Origin of the sequence: Tepidimonas sp. HKU78 (assembly GCF_049860815.1) — a bacterium.
Lineage (GTDB): Bacteria > Pseudomonadota > Gammaproteobacteria > Burkholderiales > Burkholderiaceae_C > Tepidimonas.
The window spans coordinates 243117-263627 of record NZ_CP187547.1 but is presented as its reverse complement, the minus strand read 5'-3'; the positions used below and the strand labels follow the sequence as shown (position 1 = coordinate 263627).

Below are 20511 nucleotides of genomic sequence, written 5' to 3'. Positions count from 1 at the left end.
AACCCACTTCACCGGAGGTCGCCCATGTCCGCTACCACCCCCGCACCCGAATCGATTACCGTGCACAACGCATCGCGCATCTTCGAAATTCGCTTTGCCGATGGCGCGCACTTTCGCATCCCGTTCGAGCTGATGCGCGTTTACTCCCCGTCGGCCGAGGTGCAGGGCCACGGGCCGGGGCAGGCGGTGCTGCAGACCGGCAAGCGCCACGTCGACATCGTGGCGCTGGAGCCCGTGGGCCACTACGCGGTGCAGCCCACCTTCTCCGACGGGCACGACAGCGGCATCTTCACCTGGGAGTATCTGTACTTCCTCGGCTCGCAGCAGGACGCGCTGTGGGCCGACTACGAGCGCCGGCTGGCCGAAGCCGGCCTCGACCGGGACGCGCCCATGCCGAGTGCGGCCGCGCCCGGTTGCGGGCACCATTGATGCCCCGCCCACGCCCTGCAGCGGCTACGATACGGCCATGAGCTCTACCCATTTCGGTTTCCAGACCGTCGACGAACGCGAAAAGGCCCGGCGCGTGCGTGCCGTCTTCGACTCGGTCGCGCCGCGCTACGACCTCATGAATGACCTCATGTCCGCCGGCCTGCACCGCTGCTGGAAGGCGTACACCGTCATGGTCGCCAACCCCCAGCCTGGCCAGCGCGTGCTCGACATCGCCGGGGGCACCGGCGACATGGCGCTGGCCATTGCGCCCAAGGTACAACCGGGCGGCATGGTGGTGCACACCGACATCAACGAATCCATGCTGCGGGAGGGGCGCGACCGGCTGCTCGACCATGGGCTGGCGCTGCCTACCGTGGTGTGCGACGCCGAGCAACTGCCGTTTCCCGATGGCCACTTCGACCTCGTCACGGTGGCGTTTGGTCTGCGCAACATGACGCACAAGGAACTTGCGCTGCGCGAAATGAATCGAGTACTCAGGGTCGGCGGCAAGCTGCTGGTGCTCGAGTTTTCGAAGGTCGCGCCCCCGCTGCAAAAAGCCTACGACTGGTACAGCTTTCATGTGCTGCCGCGGCTGGGGCGTTGGGTGGCGGGGGACGAGGCCAGTTATCGCTATCTGGCCGAGTCGATCCGCATGCACCCTGATCAGCAGACGTTGCGCGGGATGGTGCAGGAGGCGGGCTTCGGCCACGTCGATGTGCACAACCTGACCGCCGGCGTCGTCGCCTTGCACGTGGGCATCAAGACATGAATCCGGGCCTGTGATCGTGGCCCTTGCTAGGAGAGAGACCGTGGTGACGAAACTGGGAACGTGGATGCTGGTGGCGGCGATGGCCTTGTCGTCGGCCGACGTCTGGGCCAAGCGCTTGGGCGGTGGTGGATCGATGGGCAAGCAGTCCAGCAACGTGACGCAACGCCAAGCCGCACCGCAGGCGCCCGCCCAACCGGCGCCGGCGCAGACGCCGAACCAAGCCGCGGCGCCCACGGCCCCCGCCGGCGCGGCCGCTGGGGCTGCCGCCAAGCCGCAGCGTCCCTGGGGGGCGATGCTGGGTGGCCTGGCCGCGGGGCTGGGGCTGGCCTGGCTGGCCAGCGCGCTCGGCTTCGGCGAAGCGTTTGCGCAGTTCCTGCTCATCCTGCTGCTCGCCATGGTCGTGGCGGCGGTGATCGCATGGGTCATGCGCAGTCGGGCGGCGGGCCGCTCCGCCCTGGCGCACCAAGGCGCCGGGGCAGGGGGGGTGGCACCCGTCACGCTGCGCGGCTACCAGCCAGCCCATGTCGGCAACGACGCGTCGGCCCGGCCGTGGGAGCGCAGTCACAGCACCTTTGGCACGGCCGAACCTGCCGGTCAACCGGGCAGCCGAATCGGTGCGGCCCTGAACGGTCCCCAGGCTTGGGGTATTCCCGCGGGCTTTGACACGGAAGGGTTTCTCCGCGCGTCCAAGGCCAACTTCATCCAGCTGCAAGACGCCTGGGATCGCGGTGACATCCCCGCCCTGCGCGCGATGATGACCGACGAGATGGTCGAGCAGATCCAGGCCCAGCTCGCCGAGCGCGAGCGGCACTCGGGCGGCGTGCCCAACCAGACGGAGGTCGTGACGCTGGACGCCCAGTTGTTGGGTATCGAGGAGCGCGACGACGAATACATGGCCAGCGTCGAGTTCTCGGGCCTGATCCGGGAAAATCCGGCCGAAGGACCCGCCCCATTCCGCGAAGTGTGGAACATCACGCGCCCCAAGAACGGGCGCGGCGGCTGGCTGGTCGCCGGGGTCCAAGCCCTGCAGTGACGGCCCGATCGCCAATCCGGCAGAATCGGGGGCATGACCATGCCCCCGATTTCTTTTTCCCCGCCACCGTGGCTGCTCGACGAGGCGCGCAACCGCGTCGTGCTGCTGCTCAACCACGTGCTGCAGCAAGAGCCCGAGGCGATGCAGCGCCTGCGTCGGCAGGCAGGCAAGACGATCCAGTTGCGTTGGCCGCACGCGGCGCTGGCGCGCGTGCTACCGGGGGCGCTGGCGCTGCACATCACCCCCGCCGGCTTGTTGGCGCAGGCCCGCGCTGACGCCCCGGCCGACCTGGTGCTGACCCTGGACGAGCCCTCCGCGTTCACGCTGGCGGGCAAGCTGGCCAGTGGCGACAAGCCGACGGTGGGCATCGAGGGCGACGTGCAGCTCGCGGCCGAGGTGGCGTGGCTGGTGGACAACGTGCGCTGGGACCTGGAGGAAGATCTCTCGCGCCTGCTGGGCGACGCGGCAGCGCATACGCTGGTGCAGGTGGGCCGCCAAGCGGTGGCCCTGCTGCGCACGGGCTTGGCGCCTGCGGTGCAAGCGGCGCGCGAGCGTGCACAGACGCTGCGCGCGCGGATGGCGGGTGCCGCGCAGACCGATGGCGGCGGAGGCGCGCCATGAGGCAATGGCTGCGCAGCTGGGTGATCGCCTGGGTCGTTTTTCGCTATGGCCTCGACGAGCTGGTGCTCTCTGGCTTTCGGCACCCGCTGTTGGTGCGGCTGCGGCGGCTGATTTCGGTCGGCCGCAATCTGAGTGCGCCGCGCGGCCAGCGCCTGCGCGAGGCATTGGAGCGGCTGGGGCCAATCTTCGTGAAATTTGGGCAGGTGCTGTCCACCCGGCGCGATCTGCTGCCGCCGGACATCGCCGACGAGCTGGCCCGGCTGCAGGACCGCGTGCCCCCGTTTCCGGCGGAGGTGGCCATTGCCACCATCGAGCGCGCCTTCGGGCAGCCCTTGCACGCGGTGTTCGCGCACTTCGAGCGCGAGCCGGTGGCCAGCGCCTCCATCGCCCAGGTGCACTTCGCCCGGCTGCACGACGGGCGCGAGGTCGCGGTCAAGGTGCTGCGGCCCAACATGCTGCCCGTGATCGAAAATGACCTCGCCCTCATGCGCACCATAGCGCGCTGGGTGGAGCGGCTATCGCGCGACGGGCGCCGCCTCAAGCCGCGCGAGGTGGTGGCCGAGTTCGACAAATACCTGCACGACGAGCTCGACCTGATGCGCGAGGCGTCCAACGCGGCCCAGCTGCGGCGCAACATGGCGGGGCTGAACCTGGTGCTCATCCCCGAGATGTACTGGGACTACTGTCGCCCCGAGGTGCTGGTGATGGAGCGCATGCACGGTGTGCCCATCAGCCAGGTGCAGCGTTTGCGCGAGGCGGGCGTGGACATCCGGCAGCTCGCGCGCGACGGCGTGACCATCTTCTTCACCCAGGTGTTTCGCGACGGGTTTTTTCATGCCGACATGCACCCGGGCAACATCCAGGTCTCCATCGCCCCGGAGACGTTTGGGCGCTACATCTCGCTCGACTTCGGCATCGTTGGCACCCTCACCCAGTTCGATAAGGAATATCTGGCGCAAAACTTCACCGCGTTTTTTCGGCGCGACTACAAGCGCGTGGCCGAGCTGCACATCGAGTCGGGCTGGGTGCCGGCGGACACGCGCGTGGACGAACTCGAGGCCGCCATCCGCGCCGTGTGCGAGCCGTATTTCGATCGCCCGCTCAAAGAGATCTCCCTCGGCCTGGTGCTCATGCGCCTGTTTCAGACCTCGCGCCGCTTCAACGTCGAGATCCAGCCGCAGCTGGTGTTGCTGCAAAAGACGCTGCTCAACATCGAGGGGCTGGGGCGCGAGCTCGATCCCGATCTGGACCTCTGGAGCACGGCCAAGCCCTTCCTGGAGCGCTGGATGCTGGAGCAGGTGGGGCCGAAGAAGTTCTGGAACCAGCTCAAGGCCGAGGCCCGGCACTACGCGAAGCTGATCCCCGAGCTGCCGCGTCTGCTGCACGATTATTTGCGCCAGCGCCCCACCGACTTGCGGCACGAGATCGACCGCTTGGTGCAGGAGCAGCGCCGCACGCAGCGGCTGCTGATGATGGTGATCTACGTGCTGTTTGGCTTTGTGGCCGGCCTCATGGCCATGCAGTGGTGGCTGCGCCTGCGGCTGTGGTGACGGCGGGCTTGAAATCCCGGGCGCGCCGCCTCACCTATAATGAAGGGTTTTCCCAGATTTTGGGTTTCAACGAGACTTCCTTGCAGGTGCAGCCATGCCCATCTACGCGTACAAATGCGAGTCCTGTGGCCACGCCAAGGACGTGTTGCAAAAAGTGTCCGACGAGCCGCTGACCACGTGCCCGGCGTGCGGGGCGCCCACGTTTCGCAAGCAGCTCACCGCCGCCGGTTTTCAGCTCAAGGGCACCGGCTGGTACGTGACCGATTTCCGCAACAACGGCAGTGGCGCGTCGGCGGCCAGCGCGGGCGACAAGGCGGGCGCAGCGGCGGCCGGAGCGGCCGCCTCCGGTGCGGCGGCGGCGTCCGAGGGGGGTGCGTCTTCCACGCCGTGCGGGGCGTCCTGTGCCTGTCATTGACCGAGGGCGCATCGTCGGCGCGCTGCGCCGCTGGTTGCTAGCGGGCTTGCTGGTCCTGGTGCCGCTCATCGTCACCCTGTGGGTGCTCGATTGGGTGATTTCGACGCTGGATCAGACCCTGAACATCCTGCCCGACGCCTGGCAGCCGGAGCGCTGGATCGGCACGCGCATCCCGGGTCTGGGGGTGCTGCTGGCGCTGTCCATCGTGCTGGGCATCGGGGCGCTGGCGTCCAACTACGTTGGCAACCAGCTCATCGCGTGGTGGCACGCGCTGCTGCAGCGCATCCCCGTGGTGCGCTCGATCTATTCGGGCGTCAAGCAGGTGTCCGACACGCTGCTGTCCGAAAAAGGCAACGCCTTCCGGCAGGCGCTGTTGGTCCAGTGGCCGCGCGAGGGCATGTGGACGATCGCCTTTCTGACTGGCGCACCCGGCGGCGACGTGGCCCGGCACCTGCCGCCGCAAGATTATTTGAGTGTCTATGTGCCCACCACGCCCAACCCGACGGGGGGCTATTTCGTCATGGTGCACCGGCGCGACGTGGTGCCGTTGGCCATGACGGTGGACGAGGCGCTGACCTACGTCATTTCCATGGGGGTGATCGTGCCCGGCGGTCGCAAGAGCGCGCTGCCGCCCGGGGTGGCGGCGCCCTCGGGCCCGGCTTGACGTTTGCACGATCGCTGACCGTTTTACCTTCACACGCACGATGAGTCGAGAGGTTTTCATGCACATGCGCACCACCTACTGCGGGCAGGTCACCGAGGCCCTGATGGGCCAGACCGTCACCCTGTGTGGCTGGGTCAACCGGCGGCGCGACCACGGCGGCGTCATCTTCGTCGACCTGCGCGACCGGGAGGGCACGGTGCAGGTGGTGTGCGACCCCGACCGGCCCGAGATGTTTGCCACCGCCGAAGGGCTGCGCAACGAATACTGCGTGCAGGTCAAGGGTGTGGTGCGCGCGCGCCCCGAGGGCACGGTCAACGAGGCCATCCGCAGTGGCCGCGTCGAGGTCTTGTGCCACGAGATCGTGGTGCTCAACCCCAGCGTCACGCCGCCGTTTCAGCTCGACGACGACAACCTGTCCGAAACCACGCGCCTGACGCACCGCGTGCTGGACCTGCGTCGCCCCGTGATGCAGCGCAACCTCATGCTGCGCTACCGCGTGGCGATGGCGGTGCGCCGTTTTCTGGACGCGCACGGCTTCATCGACATCGAAACCCCGATGCTGACCAAGAGCACGCCCGAAGGGGCGCGCGACTACCTGGTGCCCAGCCGCGTGCACGACGGTATGTTCTACGCGCTGCCGCAGTCGCCGCAGTTGTTCAAGCAGCTGCTCATGGTGTCGGGGTTCGACCGCTACTACCAGATCACCAAGTGCTTCCGTGACGAGGATCTGCGCGCCGACCGCCAGCCTGAGTTCACGCAGATCGATATCGAGACCTCGTTCATGACGGAGCAGGAAATTCGCGACCTGTTCCAAGAGATGATCCGCCAGGTCTTTGCCCAGACCATTGGGGTCGATCTGGGCGACTTCCCCGTCATGCCGTATGCCGAGGCGATGGCGCGCTTCGGGTCGGACAAGCCCGACCTGCGCGTGCGGCTCGAGTTTACCGAGCTGACCGACGTCATGAAGGACGTGGAGTTCAAGGTCTTTTCGGGGCCGGCCAACATGACCGGCGGCCGCGTCGTGGCGCTGCGCGTGCCCGGTGGCGCGGCGCTGTCGCGCAGCGACATCGACGGATACACCGAGTTCGTCAAGATCTATGGGGCCAAGGGGCTGGCCTGGATCAAGGTCAACGACGTCGCCGCGGGGCGCGACGGACTGCAGTCGCCCATCGTCAAAAACCTGCACGACGCGGCCCTGCAGGCGATCCTGCAGCGCACCGGGGCGCAAAATGGCGACTTGCTGTTTTTCGGTGCCGACAAGGCCAAGGTCGTCAACGACGCGATCGGTGCGCTGCGCGTCAAGATCGGGCACAGCGCCTTCGGCAAGGCCAACGGGCTGTTCGAGGACCGTTGGGCGCCGCTGTGGGTGGTGGACTTCCCGATGTTCGAGTACGACGACGAAGAGCAGCGCTGGGTGGCGGTGCACCACCCGTTCACCGCGCCCAAGGACGGCCACGAGGACCTGATGGACACCAACCCCGGCGCCTGTCTGGCCAAGGCCTACGACATGGTGCTCAACGGCTGGGAGCTAGGGGGCGGATCGGTGCGCATCCACCGCGCCGACGTGCAAAACAAGGTGTTTGCCGCGCTCAAGATCGGGCCGGAGGAGGCGCGCGCCAAGTTCGGCTTCCTGCTCGACGCGCTGCAATACGGCGCGCCGCCGCATGGCGGGCTGGCGTTTGGGCTGGATCGGTTGGTCACGCTCATGACCGGTGCCGAGTCGATCCGTGACGTGATCGCCTTCCCCAAGACGCAGCGCGCCCAGTGCCTGCTGACCCACGCGCCCAGCCCGGTGGACGAAAAACAGTTGCGCGAACTGCACATCCGCCTGCGCAACCAGCAGCCTGCGTGATACAGTGGATCATCAATTTTTCCATCACACAAGGAGCGTGCCATGACCGACAACACCCTGCAACCGAAGGACAAACTGGTGGCCGACCTCAAGACCGTGGTCGCCGATGCCGAAGACTTGCTGGCGGCCACCGCCCAATCGACGGGCGAAAAAGTGGCCGAGCTGCGCGAGCGTTTGGGTGAAAACCTGCGCACCGCCCGCTATCGGTTGGCCGACGCCGAAGCGGCGCTGCGCGAGCGCACGCGAGAAGTGGCCCGTGCCACCGACCATTATGTGCACGAGCACCCCTGGAAAGCGATCGGGGTGGCAGCGGGCTTCGGCCTGCTGGTGGGTCTGCTGATCGGCCGTCGCTAAAGCCGACGGGGGAGGGCGCATGCCCTCCCCCTCACCGATTCCCATGGGCCAGGAGGATCGACCCCCGTCCGCTGCGGCGCCGCAGTCGCTGTGGAGCGCCACGCGCGGATGGTTCCACGACGCTGGCGAGCTGCTGGGGGTGCGCCTTGCGCTGCTGGGCGTCGAGGCGCGCGAGCATGCGCTCGATGTGGCCGAGGGGCTGGCGGCAACCGTCGCCGCAGCCCTGTTGCTGGTACTCGGCTTGGGCTTTCTGGCGGTGCTACTGACGGTGTTACTGTGGGAGTCGCACCGGCTGCTGGCGCTGGCTTTGTTTAGCGCGGTATTTCTGACCTTGGGCGTTGTCGCGCTGCTTTGGGCCCGTCGGCGTCTGCTGGGGATACGCTGGTTTGCGGCGAGCATGTCCGAGCTGGACCGTGACGTGGAGCGCTTGCGTGGCCGGAACTGACCGCCGCACTCGGTTGGCTGCGCGCCGCCAGGCGCTGCTGCAGCGCTCGGGTGAGCTGCGCGAACGCTTGGCGCTGCAGGGCCGGGCGCTGCAGCCGGCCTTCGGCTGGGCCGATCAGGCACGCGAGGGCTGGCGCTGGCTGCAGGCGCACCCGTGGGTGGCGCTGGTGGCTGCGGCGGTGCTGGTGTGGCGCCGTCCCAGGGCGGTATGGCGCGGGGCGTGGCTGGTGTGGCGCGGTTGGCGCTTGTGGCAGCGCTGGGCTCCGTTGCGCGAGCGCCTGTCGCCGCTATGGCGGGGGGCGGAACGGGGGCCACGCCAGCCCACCGGGGCGCGCTCTTCCTGAGCGCGGTGGAGATACCCCACCCGGTCTCACGCTAGAATCGTCCGTCACTTTCCTGAGGCAGGATAGCGCCTATGTTCGTCATCGTCGGCTGGCTGATCGTCCTGATCTGCATCTTCGGTGTCTTCATCATCCACGGTGGCAACATCGGGGTCATCCTGAAAGCGCTGCCGTTCGAGATGGCCACCATTTTCGGGGCAGCGATCGGCGTGTTCATCGCCGGTAACCTGATGAAGGTGCTCAAGGGCGTCGGGCGCGGGCTGGGGGCGTGCTTCAAAGGGTCCAAGTACACCAAGGCGCGCTTCATGGACCTGTTGGGCTTGCTGTTCGACATCCTGCAAAAAGCGCGCAAAGAAGGGTTGATGGCCATCGAGGGCGATGTGGAAAATCCGGATGCCTCGCCGCTGTTCCAGAAATACCCGACGATTGCCAGCGACCATCACACGGTCGAGTTCATCACCGACTACCTGCGTTTGATGGTTTCAGGCAACCTCAACGCGCATGAGATCGAGTCCATCATGGATGCGGAACTCGACACCCACCACGCCGAAGAGCACGCGGCGGTGGCGGCGCTGCAGCGGCTCGCCGGCGCGTTGCCTGCGTTCGGTATCGTGGCTGCGGTGTTGGGCGTGGTCAATACGATGGGCTCGGTCGGGCAGCCCCCGGCCGTGCTGGGAGGGATGATCGGCTCGGCGCTGGTGGGTACGTTCCTCGGCATCTTGCTGGCGTATGCGTTCGCCGAGCCGCTGGCCAGCCTGTTGGAACAAAAGGTGGAGGAATCCAGCAAGGAATTCCAGTGCATCAAAACCACCCTGTTGGCCAGCATGCAGGGCTACGCTCCCATGACGGCGATCGAGTTTGGCCGCAAGGTGCTGTTTTCCGACCAACGCCCGACTTTTAGTGAGCTAGAGGCGCACGTCAAGAAAAAATGACGGTGAGATTCCGCCCATCGCCCTGACCTCGCATCGCGTCCATCATGGCCTCGTCCGGCAAGCCGCTGCAACCCATCATCGTCAAGCGCGTCAAGAAAGGCGGGCATGGCGCACACGGCGGTGCCTGGAAGATCGCTTACGCCGACTTCGTGACGGCGATGATGGCTTTTTTCCTGCTGATGTGGCTGCTCGGCTCGACCACCGAAGGCGACCGCAAGGGCATCGCCGATTATTTCAACCAGCCGCTGAAGGTGATGTTGTTCGGTGGCCCTGGCTCCGGCGGCGCCACCAGCATTCTGGAAGGCGGCGGCGACGACCTCACCAAAAGCGTGGGTGAGGACGCCAGTGGTAACGTCCAGGACAAGGTGCGCGAAATCGGGGCGCAGCTCGCGCGCGCCGAGGCGATTCGCCAGGACAAGCAGCGCATCGCGACGCTGCGCGAAAAACTCGAGAACATCATCAACGTCAACCCGCAGCTGGCCGAGTTCAAAAATCAAATCCGGCTGGAGATGGTGCAAGACGGGCTCAACATCCAGATCGTCGACGACCAGAAGCGCGCCATGTTCGACACCGGCAGTGCCCTGGTCAAGCCCTACATGCGCGACATCTTGCGTGCCATTGCGCAGGCGCTGATGGAAGTCGACAACCGCATTTCGCTCTCGGGGCACACGGACGCCACGCCGTATGGCAGCGGGGAGCGGGCGTATAGCAACTGGGAGCTATCGGCCGATCGGGCGAATGCCAGCCGGCGCGAGCTGGTGGCCGCCGGCCTGCCAGAGGGCAAGCTCGCGCGTGTGGTCGGCATGGCCGACAAGCAGCTGCTGTTCCCCGACAACCCGTATGATCCGCGCAACCGCCGCATCAGCATCTTGGTGCTGACGCGCGAGGCGGAGGAGCGTATGTCCAAGTCACTGGAGGCGGCCCCGGCGGTCGAGGACGAAGACGCTGCCCGCGCCGCGGTGCAGGGGGCAGCGAGCGCGACCCCCGCGAAAACACCGGCTGCCGGTGGGCGGCCCATGCCCTTAAACTAAGGCCTGTCCGGGACGGAGTCTTTCATGGCCGATGTGCGTTTTTTGATTGTCGACGACTTTTCCACGATGCGGCGTATCGTGCGCAACCTGCTCAAGGAGCTGGGCCACGCCGACACCGACGAGGCCGAAGACGGCTCGGTTGCCCTCCACAAGCTGCGCAACGGCAAGTTCGACATGGTGATCACCGACATCAACATGCCGAACATGAACGGCTTCGAGCTGCTCACCCAGATCAAGAGTGATGACAAGCTCAAGCACATCCCCGTGCTGATGGTGACCGCCGAGGCGCGCAAGGAAGACATCATCGCAGCGGCACAGGGCGGGGCGGCGGGCTACATCGTCAAGCCCTTTACCAAAGCGACACTCGAAGAAAAGCTCACCAACATCTTCCGCAAGATGGGCTGGGCGTGAACACGGTATCCGGAGGGGAGGGCATGACCGACACCGCATCCCATGCGCCCAAGGCCGACGGCAAGGGTGACATTTATCAGCGTCTGGGCGAGATCACCCGCGAGCTGCACGAGGCGCTCAAGGCACTCGGCTACATGCCCGCGCTCAAAGACGCGGTCGGCGAATTGCCGGACGCGCGCAGCCGCCTGGAGTACATCGCGCGCCTGACGGGCGAGGCGGCAGAAAAGGTGCTCAACCGGGTGGACGAAGCCAAGGCCGAGCAGCAAAAGGTCATCGACAGCAGCCGTCAGTTGGTCGAGACCATCGGCGCGGTGCCGGGGCTGAAGTGGGCCATGCCCGAGTTGCTGCAGTGGTCGAGCGAGATTCAAGCAGCGGCCGAGCGCACCGACCACCACCTGACCGAGATCATGATGGCGCAGGACTTCCACGACCTGACGGGCCAGGTGATCAAAAAAGTGGTGGCGCTGGCCGGAACGCTGGAGCAGCAGCTGCTGCAATTGTTGATCGAGACGGCACCCTCGGCGGGCAGCGAATCCGCCAACACGCCCGCCGCGCCCGAGTCGGCGCGCCACCCCGAGCTATCGGGTCCGGTCGTCAACCCGGAAGGGCGCTCGGACGTCGTGACCAGCCAGGCGCAGGTGGACGACCTGCTGGCCAGCCTCGGTTTTTGACGTCTGCCCGCCCCGCACGGCGGACAAGCCGGGAAGTGGCGGGTTTCTCGCGCCTTTTGGCGCTTTAGAAATCCGATCCCGCCCCGGACAATGCGGCCGACAGCCACCGCTCGGCCGCCATGGAATCGACCCAAGACAAAAACCAACCCGCCACCCCGCGTCGCTTGCAAAAGGCGCGCGAGGAGGGGCAGGTGCCGCGTTCGCGGGATCTGACGCACCTGGTGGTGTTGGGCGGTGGCTTGGTGTTGCTGTGGGTGACGCTGCCGTGGGCTTACGAGCGGCTGCGTGGCGCGATGCGCGAGGGGCTGCGCTTCGACGGGGCCAGCGTGCGCGAGCCGCGCCTGATGTTGGAGCGCCTGGCCGACGGTCTGCAATTGGCGCTGGGCTACTACCTGCCGCTGGGGCTGGCGCTGGTGGCGCTGGTCGTGCTGGCGCTGGTCGCGGCGGGCTCCTACGCCCTGAGCGCCAAGCCGCTGCTGCCCCAGTGGTCCAAGATCGGTCTGATCAGCGGTCTGCAGCGCCTGTTTTCGCGCCAGCAGATGGTGGAGGTGATCAAGCTGCTGGCGATCACGGCGCTCATCGGTCTGATCGGGGCGCTGTACGTCGAATCGCACCTGCAGGCGTTCGCCACCCTGCTGTTGCGTCCGCTGGAGTCGGCGCTGGTACAGACCGGCGAATGGTTCATGGTCGGGGTCGCCTGGCTGTTGACGGTGGTGTTGCTGGTGGCGTTGGTGGACGTCCCGTTGCAGCAATACCTCTACCGCCACCGTCTGCGCATGTCGCTGCAAGAGGTCAAGGACGAGCACAAGGAGACCGAGGGCAACCCGCAAGTCAAGAGCAAGCGCCGTGAGCGCGCGCGCGAGATCGCGTATGGCCAGAGCATCCGGCGCGTGCCCGAGGCCGACGTGGTGGTCATGAACCCGACCCACTACGCAGTGGCACTGCGTTACGACGAGCGCACCATGGGGGCGCCGCACGTGATCGCCAAAGGGGCCGATCTGTTGGCGCTGCGCATCCGCGACGTCGCCCGTGACGCCAAGGTGCCGGTGCTGGAGTCGCCCATGCTGGCGCGCGCCCTCTACGCCCACACCGAGCTGGATCAACCCGTGCCCGCGGCGCTCTACACCGCGGTGGCCCAGGTGCTGGCCTACGTCTATCGGTTGCGCGCCGCGTTGCGCGGTCAGGGCCCCATGCCCAAGCCGCCGCAGCCGCAGGTGCCGGTCGAACTGGACCCGCTGCACGGCCGCGCCACCCCCTGATCCTGGTCTGAACCCATCCCACCATGAACGCCGTTTTGCAATCGCTGCAACAGTCGCTGGGCCCGCTGCGCGGGCACGGTCAGGCGCTGGCCGCGCCGGTGCTGGTGATGCTGGTGCTGGCCATGCTGGTGTTGCCGCTGCCACCGTGGCTGTTGGATACGTTTTTCACGCTCAATATCGCGATTGCGCTGACCGTGATGATGGTGGCGGCCTACATGCGGCGCGCGCTGGACTTTGCGGTGTTCCCGACCGTGTTGCTGATCACGACGCTGTTGCGGCTGTCGCTCAACGTGGCGTCCACCCGTGTCGTGCTGATGGAGGGGCACACCGGGCCCGGGGCCGCGGGGGCGGTGATCGAGGCCTTCGGGACCTTTTTGATCGGCAGCAACTTCGCGGTCGGTCTGATCGTCTTTCTGATTTTGGTGGTGATCAACTTCATCGTCATCACCAAGGGTGCCGAGCGCATCGCCGAAGTGGGCGCGCGCTTCACGTTGGATGCGATGCCCGGCAAGCAGATGGCCATCGACGCCGACCTCAACGCCGGGCTGATCGATCAGGCCGAAGCCAAGCGCCGGCGTGCCGAGGTCGCCGAGGAGGCGGACTTCTTCGGCAATATGGACGGTGCGTCCAAGTTCGTGCGCGGCGATGCGATCGCCGGGATCTTGATCCTGCTCATCAACATCGTCGGTGGCTTTGCCATCGGCATGCTGCAGCACGACCTGTCGCTGCAGCAGGCGGCGCACACCTACATCACGCTGTCGGTCGGCGACGCGCTGGTGGCACAGGTGCCGGGTCTGCTCATTTCCGTGGCAGCAGCCATGGTGGTCTCGCGCGTGGGCAAGGAAGAGGATCTGGGCGAGCAGATCGTGACCCAGCTCTTCGACTCGCCCAAGGTGCTGGGCGTGACGGCCGGGGTTCTGGGGTTGCTGGGCATCGTGCCGGGGATGCCCAATGGTGTGTTCCTCTTCTTTGCCACGGTGATCGGTTCGGTGGCTTACTGGTTGGCACGCCAACGCCGCCAGCCCTCGCCGCAGGAGCTGGCGGCCCAGCAGGCCGCGCAAGCGCCTGCCGAGACCGAGGCCACCTGGGACGACTTGCAGCCCGTGGATCTGTTGGGGCTGGAGCTGGGCTACCGGCTGATCGCCCTGGTGGACCGCAACCGGCGGGGCGACTTGCTGACCCGTATCAAGGGGGTACGCAAAAAATTCGCGCAAGAGGTGGGCTTTTTGCCTCCACCGGTGCACGTGCGCGACAACCTGGAGCTCAAGCCCAGCGGCTACCGCATCACGCTGCGCGGCGTGGTGGTGGGTGAAGGCGAGGTGTTTCCGGGCCAGTATCTGGCGATCAATCCAGGGCACATCCGCACGCCGCTCATCGGCCAGGCCACCAGCGACCCCGCATTTGGCCTGCCGGCCACCTGGATCGACGAGCGTCAGCGTGAAAGCGCGCAAATGGCGGGCTACACCGTGGTTGATGCCGAGACCGTGTTGGCCACGCATTTGTCACACTTGATGCAGGTCCACGCCGCCAAGCTGCTCAGCCGCACCGAGGTACAGGAACTGGTCGAGCACGTGCGCAAGCTGGCGCCCAAACTGATCGAAGAAGTGATTCCGGCCATGGTGCCCATCGGCGTGTTCCAGAAAGTGCTGCAGTTACTGCTGGAGGAAGGCGTGCACATCCGCGATATCCGTACCATCGTCGAGACGCTGGCCGAGCACGCCGGCCAGACGCAAGACCCGATCGAGCTCACGCGGCGGGTGCGCCAGGCGCTGTCGCCGGCCATCGTGCAGCAGATCTATGGCCCGGTGCAGGAGCTGGAAGTCATTGCCATCGAGCCGGGCCTGGAGCGCCTGTTGACCCAGGCGCTCGGTGGGCAAGGCATGAGCGCGCTCGACCCTGGCATCGCCGACATGCTCACGCAGTCGGCCGCCAAGGTGGCGGCGCGGCAAGAGGAAAGCGGCGTGCCCGCCGTGCTGCTGGTGCCCGACGCCATCCGGCAGGCCATCGCCCGGCTGCTCAAGCGCGCCGCCCCCCGGCTGCAGGTGTTGGCCCACAGCGAAATCCCTGATACCCACACCATTCGCATCGGCCCGATCATTGGAGAGCCCGCATGAACGCGCAACGATTCGTCGCCCCCAACTCGCGCGAGGCCATGGCGCTGGCGCGCGCCGCTTTTGGCGATCACGCCGTGATCCTGTCGAGCCGATCCACCGACGCTGGTTTCGAGGTCGTGGCAACCTCGGAGGAGCAGCTCTCCGCCATCGCCGCGCAGGTGGCTACGCCGGCGGCGCAGGCGAGCCGTGCCACGTTACCGGAGACACCGACGCCACGCTCGGCACGCGCCACACTCGGCCTGCAACAGCGGGCGGCAGCGCAGCTGCCCCCGGTGTCGCCTGACAGCACGGTGGCCCAAGACAGCGAGACGCTGGCCATGAGCACGCTGTCGTTCCAGGAATATGTGCGCGAGCGCATGTTGCGCAAACGGCGCGAGGCGTTGCAGGGCCGTGCGCCCGAGTCGGCGGGCGCCGCGCGGCCCGCCGTGCCTCCGCGGGCGGCGCCCGCCCCCACCGCGGCGCGCGCGCCCGCAGCGCCGGCGCCGCGCGACGACGACGCGATGGTGCTGCCCTTTGGCCGCAGTGCGCCCGCTGCGTCCGCGCCACAGGCGGCGGCCACGCCGCGCCGCGTGCCCGCCGATGACGCGGCCCGCGCCAGCCGGCTCGAGGCACAGCTGGCCGCCATGCAGGCCATGATGGAGGAGCGCTTCCAGACCCTGGCATGGCTGGGGCAGTCGCGCCTCAATCCGATCCAGTCGCCATTGATGCTCAAGTTCATCCGGGCCGGATATTCGCCCACGGTGGCACGTGCCGTTCTCGAGCGCCTGCCGGCCCACTTGGGCGCGGCGGATGCCTGGCGTTGGACGCTGGAAGTGTTGGCGCGCAATCTGCGCGTCGCGCGCGAGCCAGGGCACTTGTGCGACGAGGGTGGCGTCTTTGCGCTCATTGGCTCGACTGGGGTGGGCAAGACCACCACGGCCGCCAAACTGGCCGCGCAATGCGTCAAGGCCTATGGCGCCAACAGCGTGGGCCTGATCTCGCTTGACACCTACCGCGTGGCCGGCTACGAGCAGCTGCGCGCCTACGGACGCATGCTGGGCGTGGTGGCCCACCAGGCCCACGACCGGGCCGCGCTGCAAGACTTGCTGGAGCTGTTGGCCAACAAACGCATGGTCATCATCGACACCGCAGGCCTGGGGCAAAAAGACCCGCGCATCCAGGACATGATGGCGCTGTTGCAAGCACCACAGATTCGCAAGCTGCTGGTGGTCAACGCCGGCAGCCACGGTGACACGCTCGACGAAGTCTTTCAGGCCTACCGTGACACGCCCTTGCATGGCGTGATCCTGTCCAAGGTCGACGAGGCCGCCAAACTGGGGCCGGCGGTGGACGCGCTCATCCGGCACCAAGCCGTGCTGCGCGGGCTGACCACCGGCCAGCGTGTGCCCGAGGACTGGCAGCGTCCCGACGCCGCCGCGCTGGTGCGTCTGTCGATGGGGGGGCGGGGCAAGTCGGCGTTCGACCCCACCAGCGCCGAATTGCCGTTTTTCTTCACCGATCCGGTGCAGTCGGGCTGGCAGCCCGAGGGGGCCGCCCATGCTTGAGCCGATCCGCGACCAAGCGGCAGGCTTGCTGGCGTGGCACCTGCAGCCACCGACGCGCGTGCTGGCCGTGATCGCGGCCGCCCGCGGCTCGGCGTCGTTGGAGTTGTTGTGGCGGCTGCACCAGGGGTGTCAGGCGTTGGGCATGCCGTGCGCCGTGGTCGAGGGCGAACCCGGCCACTGGCCGGAGGACCTGCCGAGCGGCGGCGCGTGGCTGTGGCACGCGCCAGCCAACGAGGTGTTGCGCTGGTGGCCCACCGATGGTGGGCGGCCATTGGTGGCGTTGACGGCCGAGCCGGCGGCGCTCGTGGCGGCCTACCAGGATCTCAAGCGCCTGCACGGCATGGGCCTGCGACCTGTGGTGATCGCCTTACCTGAGCCCAGCGACCATCCGGTACCCGACGTCGCGAGGGGTGGCGAGGCGCCCGCGCCAGGGCCGCTGCAGGCAGCCCTGTCGGCGCTGCGCCGCACCTGCGACAGCCACCTGGGCGTCGCTCCGATGGTCTGGGCGCTGGGGTATGATGCGCGGGGATCGGTCACACCCGAAACCCAGGCCGTGTTGGGCAGAATCCTGGATGCGGCTTGGGTGTTGGAAGCACCGGCTTTTGCGGGGGAGCAACGGCGGCCATGCTGACGTCCAGTCCGGTGCCGATACCGCGGCCGATCCGACCGCCGGAGTTTTCGATGTACACGCCCAAGGGCACGCTCGACCGAGACGCGCAGTTGCGCCAGTATGCGCCGCTGGTGCACCGGCTGGCGCACCTGATGATTGCACGTCTGCCCGCCAGCGTCGAGCTCGACGATTTGATCCAGGTCGGCATGATCGGGCTGACCGAGGCGCTGGCGCGCTATGAGCCGTCGATGGGGGTGCAGTTCGAAACCTTCGCCAGCCAGCGCATCCGCGGGGCCATGCTCGACGAGCTGCGCGATGCCGATTGGATGTCGCGCGGCTCACGCAAACTGCAAAAGGACATCGAGGGCGCGATCCACCGGCTGGAGCAGCGCCTGCAGCGCGCCCCACGCGAGTCCGAGATCGCGCAAGAGCTGGGCATGTCGCTCGCGGAGTACCACGAAACCCTGTCGCGCATGCGGGGCACGCAGCTGGTCTATCTGGAAGATCTGGGTTCGCGCAGCGAAGACGACGACGGGTTTTTGGATCGCCACTTGCCCGACGATGCCGACCGCAGCCCCGAGGCCATTTTGGCGGACCAGCGCATGCGCGCCGCCTTGGTCGAGGCGATCGGCAAGCTGCCCGAGCGCGAGCAGTACGTTATGAGCATGTACTACGAGCACGACATGAATCTCAAGGAGATCGCGGCCGTGCTAGGCGTCACCGAGTCTCGCGTGAGCCAGCTGCATTCACAGGCGATCGCGCGCTTGCGAGCGCGCCTGCGCGAGCACTGAACCCGTCCCACCGACAGGGCAAGCGCAGACACCCAGTATTCAGCCGTAGCCGCCGCGCCCCATGGTCGGGCGTGAGCGCCCGAGCTGGGAGTACGCCTGCAGCGCATCCTGCGGCAGCAACTGCGCCAGTGCCATGCGGGTGCTACCCGACAGGCGCGCTTGCAACTCCTGCAATTGCTGCAGCCGGCTGCCGATGTCCTCCAGCAGCCGGGCGGCCTCGGGCGCGGCCGCTTGGCCCGGGCCGCTGCGGCCCCACGCGTCGCGCACAGCCACGAACGCTTGCGCCAGCGCCGCGCACGCGGCCACCCACTGGTCTGCATCTACTTCGCCCGCCGCATGGCGCGGCGCCAACTGCAGCACATGGCCGAGTTGTTCGTGCGCCTCGCGCAACAGGGTCAGGGGGTCACCGCAGCGGGTGGTCATGCGCGTCAAGCGGAGCGGCGCGGGCCCGCTGCCGCCACGCCCAGCAGCTCGCGCGCGCTGCCCAGCAGTTTGTCGGCGATGACCTCGGCGTTGACCGAGAAACTGCCATTCTGGATGGCCGTCCGCATGGCCTCGACCTTGGCGGCATCGAAGCTGTCCGTTCCCGAGCGCGCGATGCCATTCGTCATGGCCTGCGTGACGGGCGAAAACTTGACCGTGGCGCTGACCGCTTCGGCGGAGGAAGCAGGCGCGCCGCGTGCGGACGAACTCACCCCCTCCGCGATGCGCTGCGTCACCGGAGTCGGCAAACCGAACTTCGATTCAGGCGAGTTGTTGACTTTCATGGCACTCTCCGCTCCCCGGGTAGAGGGGGCGCTCGAGAGCTTTATCGGCGGGATGAGCCCGGACTTTACCCCTTTTTTGAGATTTTGTGTGGATTAGAGGGTCAGTACCACCGTTTGGGCATCGAGCACTGTGCCCACCAGGATGCGGCGGTTGGGCAGGCGCACCCGCACGGGCTCGCCGATACGGCCGTGGCCCAGCGCCTCGCCGGTGGCCATCACGACGAAGCCGGGCCCCTCCAGGCGCAGACGCACGGTGCTGCCGGGCTCGAAAACCTGCGGTGCACGCACCACACCGGTGCGCAACACTTGCCCTGCTCCCAGTCCACGCACGGCCTGCAAGCCCTGCCAATCCTGCGGGCGCACCAAGACGGCCTCGCGATACGCGGTCCAGTCAACCTCGGCAGCTTCGGCGTGTTCAGGGCCCAGCGTCTCGCCGGGCGCCACCGGGCGCCGCAGCACCCAGCCGGGACCCCAAACGCGCACATAAATCGGTAAAAAGACGTTCCACGGCGTGGGGCCTTCGGCGCAGCGCAGCCCGATGCGGCTGCGCCCCCACAGGCGGGTACCAGCAGGCAAGTAGGGCTCCACGCGCCGGCACGGGGCCAGTTGCAGGCGCGGGTCGAGCGTGCCCACTTCGATCTCGGCGCGCAGGGGCAAATCCGCCGTCGCGCCCTGGAGCTGCTGTGCGACTTCGCCGTCGAGCCAGCGCCCCATCTGTTCACGCCAAGGGCTCGATCCAACCGGCGCCGACGCCTCGCCCGCCCAACCTGGGGCGGTGGCCAGCCACAGGGCGGCCGCGGCTGCCGCGCACAGCCACGCCCGCACGGCGTGTCGCCAGCCAAGGGGGAGTGGGGTTGCCATATTCACCCCTGCACTGTAGGCGCAGCGCGTGGCGGGCAAAACCCGGAAATGCCAGCCGCGCCCTCGCCTTATCGGCGCTTTGCGTGCCCTCAAGTTTTTGACAATGCAGGCAACGAGGCGGTCTGCGGACCGCGCACCACCATCCGACGACGGGTAGAGGCCGATATGTTCAACCGATGGACCGAGCGCATGGACTTGCTGGGGCAAGCCCTGCAGCTGCGCGCGTACCGGCAGCAGGTCATCGCCAGCAACATCGCCAATGCCGAGACCCCCGGCTACGTGGCGCGCGACTTCGACTTTCGCACTGCGCTGCTGCAGGCCCAGGCACGCGAGCGCGGTGCCACCCTATCGACGGCCAGTGCAGCGGTGCCGTCGGCGTTGCAGGGGCTGGCGGGCAGCGATCCGCGTCACTTGCGCACCGCTGCCGCGGCCGGCGTCACTGACGCCGCGCGCCCCGCCTACACCGTGCGCACCCAGCCGTCGCTGGACCAAAACACGGTCGATCTGGACCAGCAGCGCGCCAACTTCGTGGACAACGCCGTGCAGTACGAGACGACGCTGCGGTTCATCAACGGCCACGTCAAGACGATGCTGGCGGCCATCCAAGGGCAATGACGGGAGATCGCCATGTCGATGTTTCGCATTTTCGACGTCTCGGGCAGCGCCATCAGCGCGCAGGCGCAGCGCCTCAATACGGTGGCGTCCAACCTGGCCAATGCGGATGCGGTCGCGGGCCCGGACGGCCAGGCGTACAAGGCGCGGCAAGTCGTGTTTCAAACGGTGCCGATGGGCGAACCGGCGTCTGCCGGCGTCAAGGTGCGCACCATCGTCGAGAGCGATGCGCCCAACCGGCGCGTCTTCAACCCACACCACCCCAGCGCCGACGCGCAAGGCTATGTCACCTACTCCAACGTCAACCCGGTGGAGGAAATGGTGCACATGATCGCCACGGCGCGCTCGTATCAGAATAACGTCGAGGTCATGAACACGGCCAAGACGCTGCTGCTCAAGACCCTGCAGATGGGCCAGTGATGCCCGCGTGAGGTGA

The 20511-nt window shown here is 67.3% G+C and carries 25 protein-coding genes; 22 read left to right on the top strand and 3 right to left on the bottom strand.

Annotation, left to right across the window (positions count from 1 at the left end; all coding sequences use genetic code 11):
• Positions 1-24 precede the first annotated feature (24 nt).
• The 20 genes from ACPYIS_RS01365 to ACPYIS_RS01270 all read left to right on the top strand — a co-directional run bounded on the left by ACPYIS_RS01365 (position 25) and on the right by ACPYIS_RS01270 (position 17835).
• Complete coding sequence (locus ACPYIS_RS01365; RefSeq protein ID WP_299022385.1) at positions 25-429, top strand: DUF971 domain-containing protein; 405 nt, start codon at positions 25-27, stop codon at positions 427-429.
• Between the two features lie 37 nt (positions 430-466).
• The gene (gene ubiE, locus ACPYIS_RS01360) at positions 467-1198 is read left to right on the top strand and encodes a bifunctional demethylmenaquinone methyltransferase/2-methoxy-6-polyprenyl-1,4-benzoquinol methylase UbiE (RefSeq protein ID WP_299022380.1); all 732 of its coding nucleotides are present in this window, start codon (positions 467-469) and stop codon (positions 1196-1198) included.
• Positions 1199-1241: 43 nt separating this feature from the next.
• Positions 1242-2231 (top strand): Tim44 domain-containing protein, encoded by a 990-nt coding sequence (locus ACPYIS_RS01355; protein WP_299022444.1) that lies wholly within the window; start codon positions 1242-1244, stop codon positions 2229-2231.
• Positions 2232-2264: 33 nt separating this feature from the next.
• Entirely contained in the window at positions 2265-2852 is a 588-nt protein-coding gene (locus tag ACPYIS_RS01350) for a ubiquinone biosynthesis accessory factor UbiJ (RefSeq protein ID WP_424858685.1), read from the top strand.
• Entirely contained in the window at positions 2849-4402 is a 1554-nt protein-coding gene (ubiB, locus tag ACPYIS_RS01345) for a ubiquinone biosynthesis regulatory protein kinase UbiB (protein ID WP_424895194.1), read from the top strand. Before ACPYIS_RS01350 ends, ubiB begins: the two co-directional genes overlap by 4 nt.
• A gap of 94 nt (positions 4403-4496) precedes the next feature.
• Positions 4497-4817, top strand: coding sequence for an FmdB family zinc ribbon protein (locus ACPYIS_RS01340; protein ID WP_299022373.1), 321 nt, complete (start codon positions 4497-4499; stop codon positions 4815-4817).
• On the top strand, positions 4804-5481 hold the full coding sequence (locus ACPYIS_RS01335) for a DUF502 domain-containing protein (RefSeq protein ID WP_299022369.1): 678 nt from the start codon (positions 4804-4806) through the stop codon (positions 5479-5481). Before ACPYIS_RS01340 ends, ACPYIS_RS01335 begins: the two co-directional genes overlap by 14 nt.
• A gap of 58 nt (positions 5482-5539) precedes the next feature.
• Positions 5540-7333: an aspartate--tRNA ligase gene (aspS, locus tag ACPYIS_RS01330; RefSeq protein ID WP_424858686.1), complete on the top strand. Its 1794-nt coding sequence runs from the start codon at positions 5540-5542 to the stop codon at positions 7331-7333.
• A gap of 42 nt (positions 7334-7375) precedes the next feature.
• Positions 7376-7687: a DUF883 family protein gene (locus ACPYIS_RS01325; RefSeq protein ID WP_424858687.1), complete on the top strand. Its 312-nt coding sequence runs from the start codon at positions 7376-7378 to the stop codon at positions 7685-7687.
• Between the two features lie 19 nt (positions 7688-7706).
• Complete coding sequence (locus ACPYIS_RS01320) at positions 7707-8132, top strand: phage holin family protein (protein WP_424858688.1); 426 nt, start codon at positions 7707-7709, stop codon at positions 8130-8132.
• Positions 8119-8475: a YqjK family protein gene (locus ACPYIS_RS01315; protein WP_299022359.1), complete on the top strand. Its 357-nt coding sequence runs from the start codon at positions 8119-8121 to the stop codon at positions 8473-8475. Before ACPYIS_RS01320 ends, ACPYIS_RS01315 begins: the two co-directional genes overlap by 14 nt.
• Before the next feature lie 71 nt (positions 8476-8546).
• The gene (motA, locus tag ACPYIS_RS01310; RefSeq protein ID WP_424895195.1) at positions 8547-9404 is read left to right on the top strand and encodes a flagellar motor stator protein MotA; all 858 of its coding nucleotides are present in this window, start codon (positions 8547-8549) and stop codon (positions 9402-9404) included.
• A 44-nt stretch (positions 9405-9448) separates the two neighbouring features.
• On the top strand, positions 9449-10435 hold the full coding sequence (gene motB / locus ACPYIS_RS01305) for a flagellar motor protein MotB (protein WP_424895196.1): 987 nt from the start codon (positions 9449-9451) through the stop codon (positions 10433-10435).
• A 24-nt stretch (positions 10436-10459) separates the two neighbouring features.
• Positions 10460-10846 carry a chemotaxis response regulator CheY gene (gene cheY / locus ACPYIS_RS01300; RefSeq protein WP_424895197.1) on the top strand — a complete coding sequence of 129 codons (387 nt, stop codon included), beginning with the start codon at positions 10460-10462 and terminating at the stop codon, positions 10844-10846.
• Between the two features lie 23 nt (positions 10847-10869).
• Entirely contained in the window at positions 10870-11517 is a 648-nt protein-coding gene (locus ACPYIS_RS01295) for a protein phosphatase CheZ (protein ID WP_299022344.1), read from the top strand.
• A gap of 119 nt (positions 11518-11636) precedes the next feature.
• Positions 11637-12776, top strand: a complete 1140-nt coding sequence (locus ACPYIS_RS01290) for an EscU/YscU/HrcU family type III secretion system export apparatus switch protein (RefSeq protein ID WP_424858689.1) — start codon at positions 11637-11639, stop codon at positions 12774-12776.
• A gap of 23 nt (positions 12777-12799) precedes the next feature.
• Complete coding sequence (flhA, locus tag ACPYIS_RS01285) at positions 12800-14890, top strand: flagellar biosynthesis protein FlhA (protein ID WP_424858690.1); 2091 nt, start codon at positions 12800-12802, stop codon at positions 14888-14890.
• The gene (gene flhF / locus ACPYIS_RS01280; RefSeq protein ID WP_424858691.1) at positions 14887-16434 is read left to right on the top strand and encodes a flagellar biosynthesis protein FlhF; all 1548 of its coding nucleotides are present in this window, start codon (positions 14887-14889) and stop codon (positions 16432-16434) included. Before flhA ends, flhF begins: the two co-directional genes overlap by 4 nt.
• On the top strand, positions 16427-17065 hold the full coding sequence (locus ACPYIS_RS01275) for a hypothetical protein (protein WP_424858692.1): 639 nt from the start codon (positions 16427-16429) through the stop codon (positions 17063-17065). The genes flhF and ACPYIS_RS01275 overlap by 8 nt, the downstream gene beginning before the upstream one ends.
• Before the next feature lie 50 nt (positions 17066-17115).
• Positions 17116-17835, top strand: coding sequence for an RNA polymerase sigma factor FliA (locus tag ACPYIS_RS01270; RefSeq protein WP_058615667.1), 720 nt, complete (start codon positions 17116-17118; stop codon positions 17833-17835).
• A 39-nt stretch (positions 17836-17874) separates the two neighbouring features.
• On the opposite strand, the gene ACPYIS_RS01265 is transcribed toward ACPYIS_RS01270, so the two are convergent.
• The 3 genes from ACPYIS_RS01265 to flgA form a co-directional block, all read right to left on the bottom strand.
• Positions 17875-18258 (bottom strand): hypothetical protein, encoded by a 384-nt coding sequence (locus ACPYIS_RS01265; RefSeq protein WP_424895198.1) that lies wholly within the window; start codon positions 18256-18258, stop codon positions 17875-17877.
• Between the two features lie 5 nt (positions 18259-18263).
• On the bottom strand, positions 18264-18602 hold the full coding sequence (gene flgM, locus ACPYIS_RS01260) for a flagellar biosynthesis anti-sigma factor FlgM (RefSeq protein ID WP_424895199.1): 339 nt from the start codon (positions 18600-18602) through the stop codon (positions 18264-18266).
• A gap of 93 nt (positions 18603-18695) precedes the next feature.
• The gene (gene flgA / locus ACPYIS_RS01255) at positions 18696-19463 is read right to left on the bottom strand and encodes a flagellar basal body P-ring formation chaperone FlgA (protein WP_424858695.1); all 768 of its coding nucleotides are present in this window, start codon (positions 19461-19463) and stop codon (positions 18696-18698) included.
• Positions 19464-19628: 165 nt separating this feature from the next.
• On the opposite strand from flgA, the gene flgB reads away from it, so the two are divergent.
• Both flgB and flgC read left to right on the top strand, forming a co-directional pair.
• Positions 19629-20078 carry a flagellar basal body rod protein FlgB gene (gene flgB, locus ACPYIS_RS01250; RefSeq protein ID WP_058615671.1) on the top strand — a complete coding sequence of 150 codons (450 nt, stop codon included), beginning with the start codon at positions 19629-19631 and terminating at the stop codon, positions 20076-20078.
• Positions 20079-20090: 12 nt separating this feature from the next.
• The gene (gene flgC, locus ACPYIS_RS01245) at positions 20091-20495 is read left to right on the top strand and encodes a flagellar basal body rod protein FlgC (protein WP_058615672.1); all 405 of its coding nucleotides are present in this window, start codon (positions 20091-20093) and stop codon (positions 20493-20495) included.
• The last annotated feature ends 16 nt before the right edge of the window (positions 20496-20511 follow it).

What these genes read in the sequence shown, in the direction of transcription:
- ACPYIS_RS01350 (WP_424858685.1), top strand. Translation starts at nt 2,265, where the DNA reads ATGACCATGCCCCCGATTTCTTTTTCCCCGCCACCGTGGCTGCTCGAC.
- flgB (WP_058615671.1), top strand. Translation starts at nt 19,629, where the DNA reads ATGTTCAACCGATGGACCGAGCGCATGGACTTGCTGGGGCAAGCCCTG.
- motB (WP_424895196.1), top strand. Translation starts at nt 9,449, where the DNA reads ATGGCCTCGTCCGGCAAGCCGCTGCAACCCATCATCGTCAAGCGCGTC.
- flhA (WP_424858690.1), top strand. Translation starts at nt 12,800, where the DNA reads ATGAACGCCGTTTTGCAATCGCTGCAACAGTCGCTGGGCCCGCTGCGC.
- ACPYIS_RS01320 (WP_424858688.1), top strand. Translation starts at nt 7,707, where the DNA reads ATGCCCTCCCCCTCACCGATTCCCATGGGCCAGGAGGATCGACCCCCG.
- flgC (WP_058615672.1), top strand. Translation starts at nt 20,091, where the DNA reads ATGTCGATGTTTCGCATTTTCGACGTCTCGGGCAGCGCCATCAGCGCG.
- flhF (WP_424858691.1), top strand. Translation starts at nt 14,887, where the DNA reads ATGAACGCGCAACGATTCGTCGCCCCCAACTCGCGCGAGGCCATGGCG.
- ACPYIS_RS01265 (WP_424895198.1), bottom strand. Translation starts at nt 18,258, where the DNA reads ATGACCACCCGCTGCGGTGACCCCCTGACCCTGTTGCGCGAGGCGCAC.
- ACPYIS_RS01290 (WP_424858689.1), top strand. Translation starts at nt 11,637, where the DNA reads ATGGAATCGACCCAAGACAAAAACCAACCCGCCACCCCGCGTCGCTTG.
- ubiE (WP_299022380.1), top strand. Translation starts at nt 467, where the DNA reads ATGAGCTCTACCCATTTCGGTTTCCAGACCGTCGACGAACGCGAAAAG.
- ACPYIS_RS01295 (WP_299022344.1), top strand. Translation starts at nt 10,870, where the DNA reads ATGACCGACACCGCATCCCATGCGCCCAAGGCCGACGGCAAGGGTGAC.
- motA (WP_424895195.1), top strand. Translation starts at nt 8,547, where the DNA reads ATGTTCGTCATCGTCGGCTGGCTGATCGTCCTGATCTGCATCTTCGGT.
- ACPYIS_RS01340 (WP_299022373.1), top strand. Translation starts at nt 4,497, where the DNA reads ATGCCCATCTACGCGTACAAATGCGAGTCCTGTGGCCACGCCAAGGAC.
- flgM (WP_424895199.1), bottom strand. Translation starts at nt 18,602, where the DNA reads ATGAAAGTCAACAACTCGCCTGAATCGAAGTTCGGTTTGCCGACTCCG.
- ACPYIS_RS01325 (WP_424858687.1), top strand. Translation starts at nt 7,376, where the DNA reads ATGACCGACAACACCCTGCAACCGAAGGACAAACTGGTGGCCGACCTC.
- ubiB (WP_424895194.1), top strand. Translation starts at nt 2,849, where the DNA reads ATGAGGCAATGGCTGCGCAGCTGGGTGATCGCCTGGGTCGTTTTTCGC.
- ACPYIS_RS01275 (WP_424858692.1), top strand. Translation starts at nt 16,427, where the DNA reads ATGCTTGAGCCGATCCGCGACCAAGCGGCAGGCTTGCTGGCGTGGCAC.
- ACPYIS_RS01365 (WP_299022385.1), top strand. Translation starts at nt 25, where the DNA reads ATGTCCGCTACCACCCCCGCACCCGAATCGATTACCGTGCACAACGCA.
- aspS (WP_424858686.1), top strand. Translation starts at nt 5,540, where the DNA reads ATGCACATGCGCACCACCTACTGCGGGCAGGTCACCGAGGCCCTGATG.
- flgA (WP_424858695.1), bottom strand. Translation starts at nt 19,463, where the DNA reads ATGGCAACCCCACTCCCCCTTGGCTGGCGACACGCCGTGCGGGCGTGG.
- ACPYIS_RS01270 (WP_058615667.1), top strand. Translation starts at nt 17,116, where the DNA reads ATGTACACGCCCAAGGGCACGCTCGACCGAGACGCGCAGTTGCGCCAG.
- cheY (WP_424895197.1), top strand. Translation starts at nt 10,460, where the DNA reads ATGGCCGATGTGCGTTTTTTGATTGTCGACGACTTTTCCACGATGCGG.